Source organism: Kitasatospora sp. NPDC057512 (assembly GCF_042802135.1).
Classification (GTDB): domain Bacteria; phylum Actinomycetota; class Actinomycetes; order Streptomycetales; family Streptomycetaceae; genus Kitasatospora.
Genome location: NZ_JBHVET010000590.1, coordinates 1 through 5,624 on the forward strand (window position 1 = coordinate 1; position 5,624 = coordinate 5,624).

Here is a 5,624-nt window from a genome sequence, read left to right on the forward strand (position 1 = left end):
GCCCGAGGGCGGGCGGGACCACGACGACGGCCACCTGGTTGACCGCCATGACCAGGCCGAGGGCGAAACCGGTCCGTCCTGGCGGGGCCGACTCCGCCAGGTGGGCCACCCAGGGGCCGTACCAGCCGATCCCGAAGAAGCCGAGCCAGGTGAACAGGACGGCGGCCGCGGCGGGGGACCGGCCCGCCGGCGTCGCCAGGACCACCAGCCCGCCCACCACCGCGGCCAGGCAGACCAGGACGGGCCGGTACCGACCGGCGCGGCTCCGGTCGCTCCAGGCCGCCAGCGCGATCCGGCCGACCGCCCCCGCGACCTGGACCGCCACCAGGACGGCGGCGCCGGGGCCGGGGCCGAGGGCCGTCACGTCGTGGAGGTACAGGGCGCCGAGCACGCCGATGCCGCTGTGCACCGAGACCAGGGCCAGGCCGGAGAACAGGATCCTGGCCATGGCCGGTTCGCGGAGGATCCGCAGCCGGGAGCGGACGGAGGCCGTCGGTGCCACGGGGCCCGGGGCGGGGCCCGGGCCGGGGCCGGGATCGGCAGCCGGGTCGGGAGCGGTAGCCGGGCCGGGAGCGGGGCGTACGGGCGGGGCGGTCGGCGGGCGTCGGTAGAGGGTCGTGAAGAGCCCGGCGCCCAGGAGCGCGACCAGCCCGCCGACCACCAGCGCCGCCCGCCACCCGTACGCCACGGCCACCAGCGGCAGTACGGCGGCGGCGAGCGCCCCGCCCAGCGGCAGTCCGGCCTGGCGGACGCCCATGGCCAGCCCCCGCTGGGCCGGATCGAACCAGGAGGCCACCGACTTGCTGCCGCCGGGCTGCACGGTGCTGTACCCGGCGCCGACGACCAGCAGGACGGCCAGCAGGGAGGCGTACCCCTGCGCCAGGCCGCCGAGGAGCAGGGCCGCGGCGACCACGGCGGCGCCGAGGCCGACGACCCAGCGCTCGTTGTACCGGTCCAGCAGCTCGCCGGCCACCAACAGGCCGACCAGCGGCACCAGTTGGGAGGCCGACAGGAGCAGGCCGAGCCGACTGGTGCTGAGGTCCAGTGCCTGTTGCAGGGGGACGGCCATCGCTCCGATGCCCTGTACGAAGAAGCCGGAGGCGGCCTGGGTGACGGTGGCGACGGCCAGGACCACCCAGCGGTACCGGAGCGGGCCGGCGGTGTCCCCGGGAGCCGCCGGCGCGGAGGTCGGCGGTGCGGAAGTCGTTGGTGTGGAAGTCGGTGGTGCGGAGGTCGGTGGTGCGGAAGGCTTTCCGGTGTCGGTGTGCTGACGCATGCCCAGCAGCCTGCTGTCATGGTCTTATGCACCTCAACCCTTACGGCGAGAGCGCCGTGCACCTGGCCGCGGCCCTGGTCAACCGGCGCCCCGGGACGGCCGGGGAACTGGCGGACCGCTGCCGCGCGGCGGGGCTGGTGGTCGACGGACCGGTCCTGCCGGCGGACCTGGCGCGCATCCTGGCCCTGCTGGACACCTGGGAGTCGGTGGTCGACGCGGCCGACGAACGCGAACGGGCCGCGCGGCTCAACCGGATGCTCGCCGCCGACGCCGCCCACCCCCGGCTGACCGACCACACGGGCGGCTGGCACCTCCACTACCGCGACGACCACCAGTCGTTCGGCGCCGTGCTGTCGACGCTGATCGCCGTCGGCACCGCCTTCCACCTGGTGGGCCGCGGCATGCACCGGCTCGGCCGGTGCGCCGTCGCCGAGTGCGCCACCGTCTTCGCCGACACCACCCGGACCGGCCGCAAGCGCTACTGCACCCAGCGCTGCGCCAACCGCGACGCCGTCCGGCGGCACCGCCGCGCGGCGCGGCCGGCGAACGGACCGGCCCGCGCGTGACCTTCCCGCTCCGGCCGTCCCGGGCTCGTCCCGGGGCGGTGTCGGTGCCGAGGGCTACGGTGCCGATCATGACCGACTACGACTGGATCCACCGGGGCCCCATCGACTGGCTGGAAGGACAGGGCTACGGAGAGGACGAGACCGTCCTGGTGTACTTCCGGGGAACCATCCGGGCCGCCATGGCCGACGGGCTGACCGCGCGACACCGACCGCCCTTCGCCCGGGGCGAGGAGCCGGCGCCCGGAGAGTGGGGCGTGATCGTGCACCCCATGCTCAACCCGTCCCGCGACGACTACGACGACATCGACTACCGCGGGCTCTGCCCCGAGGGCGCCGAACTGGTGGTGTTCGTGCCCAACCCCTGCATCGTCAAGGCCCACGGCCCCAAGGCGTACCACTACCGGGACGGCCGGATCTCCTCCTGCGTCGACTACGAGGGCGCCGAGCACGTCGGGGAGCACTGGCCCAACGAGCTGGCCCCCCTCGTCACGGCGGCCGGGCTGGGCATCGGGGGCGAGTTCGCCGAGAGCCCGGACCGCGAGCAGCGGCTCACTGCGCTGATCTGCGAGCACCTGGGCCTGCCGGCCCTGGACCGGGCCGCCATGACGGTGGACCGCGAGCTGATGGCCGACTACCAGTAGGGCCCGGGTTGGTGGGGGCGCCGCTGGGGGAGACCGGTGGCGGATCGTGTACGGCACCGGCTGGATAGCATCGTCTTATGATCTCCTCCAGCGCCCGCACCACGGTCTTCGACATCGACGGCACGCTCTGCTTCGACGGGCGGACGATCGACAGTCGGATCCTCGCCGCCCTCGACGCCTGCGAGCGGGCGGGCCACCAGCTGGTCTTCGCCTCCGCCCGGCCGGTCCGCGACCTCCTGCCCGTCCTCGACGGGGCCTTCCCCACCGCCACGTTGATCGGCGGGAATGGCAGCCTGGTCTCCGTCGACGGCCAGGTGCGGGCGCGGGCCGCGTTCGAGGTCGGTGAACTCGACCGGCTGCTGACCGAGGTCGAGCGGTTCCGGGCCGGCTACCTCGCCGACGGCCCGTGGGACTACGCCTACACCGGACCGGCCGACCACCCGATCCGCGGCCGGGTCGACCAGGGCGGCCTCGCCCGTCGGGTCGAGCTCGCCGAACTCCCCGCCGTCGTCAAGTTCCTGGTCGTCGACGCGACCGACCTGGCGGCCCTCGCCGAGGCCGGCCGCGCGCTCGGGATGACGGTCAACCACCACCTCGACGAGGCGATCATCGACTTCGCCCCGGGCACCACCAACAAGTGGGAGGCGCTGACCTCCCTGGGGATCGACGCGTACAACGCCTTCGGCAACGACATCAACGACCTCGACCTGCTGCGCAACGCGCGGCACTCCGTCCGGGTCGGCGGCCACCCGGGCCTGGACGGCGTCGCCCGCGTCACCGTCGCCGCCGAACCGGAGGCCGTCGCCGCCGAGATCTCCCGGCTGGCCGAGGCACCCGTCCGGTAGTCGTCGGGCGCCGCCTGCCACTCGGGCGCGGCGAGTTGCCGGGTGCTTCCCGGGGTCGTCGCCGCCGTGCCCCGTCAGGACCCGACGCCCGATCAAGGCGTGGGAACATCAGGGGAGATGACCGCTGTCCGGCCCTGGGGGAGACCATGTCCGCGCCCGCTGATCCGGTGCCGAGCCACCGGGCGATCGAGAACCTGATCGCGCGCTACGCCGAACTCGTGGACGACGGCGACTTCGCGGGGCTCGGCGCCCTGCTCGCCGACGCCGTGTTCGTCGGCAGCGGCGAGCCGGTGCGCGGCGGGGAGGCGATCGAGGCGATGTTCCGGGAGACGCTGATCATCCATGCCGACGGGACGCCGCGGACCCAGCACGTCACCACCAACGTGGCCGTCGAGGTCGACGAGCCGGCGGGGACGGCGGTCGCCCGCTCCTACGTCACCGTGCTGCAGGCGCTGCCCGGGCTTCCGTTGCAGGCGATCGCCGCGGGCCGGTACCACGACCGCTTCGCGCGCGCGGAGGACGGGCGGTGGCGGTTCACCGAGCGGCGGGTGCGGATCACCCTGGTCGGCGACGTGAGCCGCCACCTGCGGCGGTAGGGTGCCGCCGACCGGGACGAGGAGGGGCGGGGCGGCGGTGCGGGAGCGGTTGGCGGGTGCGGCGCGGGCCGCGCTGGGCGGCGGGCGGCGGCTGGAAGGGGCCGAGCGGCTGGCGGGCGGCAGCAAGAAGGGCGTCTACCGCCTGCGGATGGACGACGGGACGACGGCGATCGCCTACCGCTGGGACCGGACCGAGAACTACTGGCCGGCGGCCGAGGGGGACGACGACCTCGCCGACCCGTTCTCGCCCGGCCTCGGACTCGACCTGTTCACGGCCGCGCACGCCCGGCTGGACGCGCTCGGTGTCCGGGTCCCGGCGCTCCGGTTCGTCGAGCGCGCCACGCACCGGGACGGCGAGGGTGCCCCGGGTGCGGCCGATCCTGCCTCCTCCCGCACGGCCGACCGCACGGCCGACCTCGCGATCGTCGAGGACGTCCCCGGCGAGAGCCTGGAGAAGCTGCTCGCCCGCGACCCGCGCGCCGCCGCCCCGGTCCTGGCCCGGCTCGGCGAGGCACTGGGCGCCATGCGCGGCCACCGGGCGCCCCGCTACGGGAAGGTGGCGGTGGTCGACGGGGGAGGAGCGTCGCACGGGCCGTCGTGCGAGGGCGTCGTGCTGGACCGCGCGCTGCGCGACCTCGCGGAGGCGGCAGCGCGCGACCCCCGGATCGCGGAGGCCCGCGACCGGTTCGCGGACCGGCTGCGAGCCCTGGCGGCGGCGGTGCGCCCGCGCGCCGAGTACCCGGTGGTGCACGGCGAACTCGGGCCCGACCACGTGCTGGTGGACGCGGTCGGCCGCCCGGTGCTGATCGACATCGAGGGCACGATGTACTTCGACGCCGAGTGGGAGCACGTCTTCCTGCGGATCCGTCTGCCCCGGGCCGACTACCGGCGGCTGGCAGCGGACGGCCTGGACGAGGACCGGCTCGCCCTCTACGCACTGGCCCAGCGCCTCTCGCTGACGGCGGGACCGCTGCGCCTGCTCGACGGACCCTTCCCGGCCCGCGAGGCGATGGCCGCCATCGCCGAGCACAACCTGCGCCAGGCCCTGCGCCTGCTCGGAGCCTGAGGCCGTGGGGCAGGTGCCCCCGTGGGCGGAAGCCCCCCGGACCGCCCTCGCCGAGGCGGGCCTGGCCGTCGTGGCCGGATGGACCGAACCCGAGGGCCTCATCCCACCGTTCCTCACCGGTCAGGCGCCGGGCTGCCCGCCCGAGGAGGGGCGCGTCGACGCCGTGCTGGACGTCCTCGACCCGCTCCTGCACGAGAAGGCGAACGCCGACTGGTACCGGCTGTCGGTCGAGGGAGGGCTCTTCTCCGCGACGGACCGCAGGTTCCTGCTGCCGCTCGGGCCCGAGGACGGCCCCGGCCCCGCGCGGTGGCACTGCGTCGAGTTGCGGGCCGACTGGGACGTCATGGGCCGGGGCGCGGCCGGGCCGCTGGGCAGTGCCTTCTGCCGTCCCGAGTTCCGCATGCTCGCGCTCGACAGTGGTGTGCTGTGCTTCGGGACGACCTGGGAGCACGCCATCAGCACCTCCGTGCTCACGGCGCCGAACCGGTCGCGGGTGCTGCGGCGGTTCGCCGCGTGGGTGGCGGAGGGTGCGCCGGACGACCCGGCTTGTTGCCCAGATATGTCCAGGGCGCGGTGTTGCACACTATGCCCAACACCAGCTCCCGCACCGGGCGCTGTGCGCGCCCGGCCCCTG

At 75.3% G+C, this 5,624-nt stretch carries 7 protein-coding genes; 6 read left to right on the plus strand and 1 reads right to left on the minus strand.

Features of this window, described 5'->3' with window-relative positions; genetic code table 11:
- The coding region (locus ACFU6K_RS29750) for an MFS transporter (RefSeq protein WP_380668187.1) at window positions 1-1,135 on the minus strand (1,135 nt) is incomplete at its 3' end.
- Window positions 1,136-1,302: 167 nt separating this feature from the next.
- Between ACFU6K_RS29750 and ACFU6K_RS29755 the strand changes: the two genes are divergently transcribed.
- The 6 genes from ACFU6K_RS29755 to ACFU6K_RS29780 all read left to right on the plus strand — a co-directional run.
- Window positions 1,303-1,842: a CGNR zinc finger domain-containing protein gene (locus ACFU6K_RS29755; RefSeq protein ID WP_380668189.1), complete on the plus strand. Its 540-nt coding sequence runs from the start codon at window positions 1,303-1,305 to the stop codon at window positions 1,840-1,842.
- A gap of 68 nt (window positions 1,843-1,910) precedes the next feature.
- Window positions 1,911-2,483: a hypothetical protein gene (locus ACFU6K_RS29760; protein ID WP_380668192.1), complete on the plus strand. Its 573-nt coding sequence runs from the start codon at window positions 1,911-1,913 to the stop codon at window positions 2,481-2,483.
- Window positions 2,484-2,560: 77 nt separating this feature from the next.
- Window positions 2,561-3,328, plus strand: coding sequence for an HAD hydrolase family protein (locus ACFU6K_RS29765; protein WP_380668194.1), 768 nt, complete (start codon window positions 2,561-2,563; stop codon window positions 3,326-3,328).
- Window positions 3,329-3,474: 146 nt separating this feature from the next.
- Window positions 3,475-3,924 (plus strand): nuclear transport factor 2 family protein, encoded by a 450-nt coding sequence (locus ACFU6K_RS29770; RefSeq protein ID WP_380668196.1) that lies wholly within the window; start codon window positions 3,475-3,477, stop codon window positions 3,922-3,924.
- A gap of 37 nt (window positions 3,925-3,961) precedes the next feature.
- On the plus strand, window positions 3,962-4,990 hold the full coding sequence (locus tag ACFU6K_RS29775) for an aminoglycoside phosphotransferase family protein (protein WP_380668198.1): 1,029 nt from the start codon (window positions 3,962-3,964) through the stop codon (window positions 4,988-4,990).
- A 4-nt stretch (window positions 4,991-4,994) separates the two neighbouring features.
- Window positions 4,995-5,624, plus strand: a 630-nt coding sequence (locus tag ACFU6K_RS29780) for a hypothetical protein (protein WP_380668200.1), incomplete at its 3' end; no start/stop codon positions are given.

Excerpts from the sequence above, each read along its gene's own strand:
- ACFU6K_RS29765 (WP_380668194.1), top strand. The coding sequence starts at position 2,561 with ATGATCTCCTCCAGCGCCCGCACCACGGTCTTCGACATCGACGGCACG.
- ACFU6K_RS29755 (WP_380668189.1), top strand. The coding sequence starts at position 1,303 with ATGCACCTCAACCCTTACGGCGAGAGCGCCGTGCACCTGGCCGCGGCC.
- ACFU6K_RS29760 (WP_380668192.1), top strand. The coding sequence starts at position 1,911 with ATGACCGACTACGACTGGATCCACCGGGGCCCCATCGACTGGCTGGAA.
- ACFU6K_RS29770 (WP_380668196.1), top strand. The coding sequence starts at position 3,475 with ATGTCCGCGCCCGCTGATCCGGTGCCGAGCCACCGGGCGATCGAGAAC.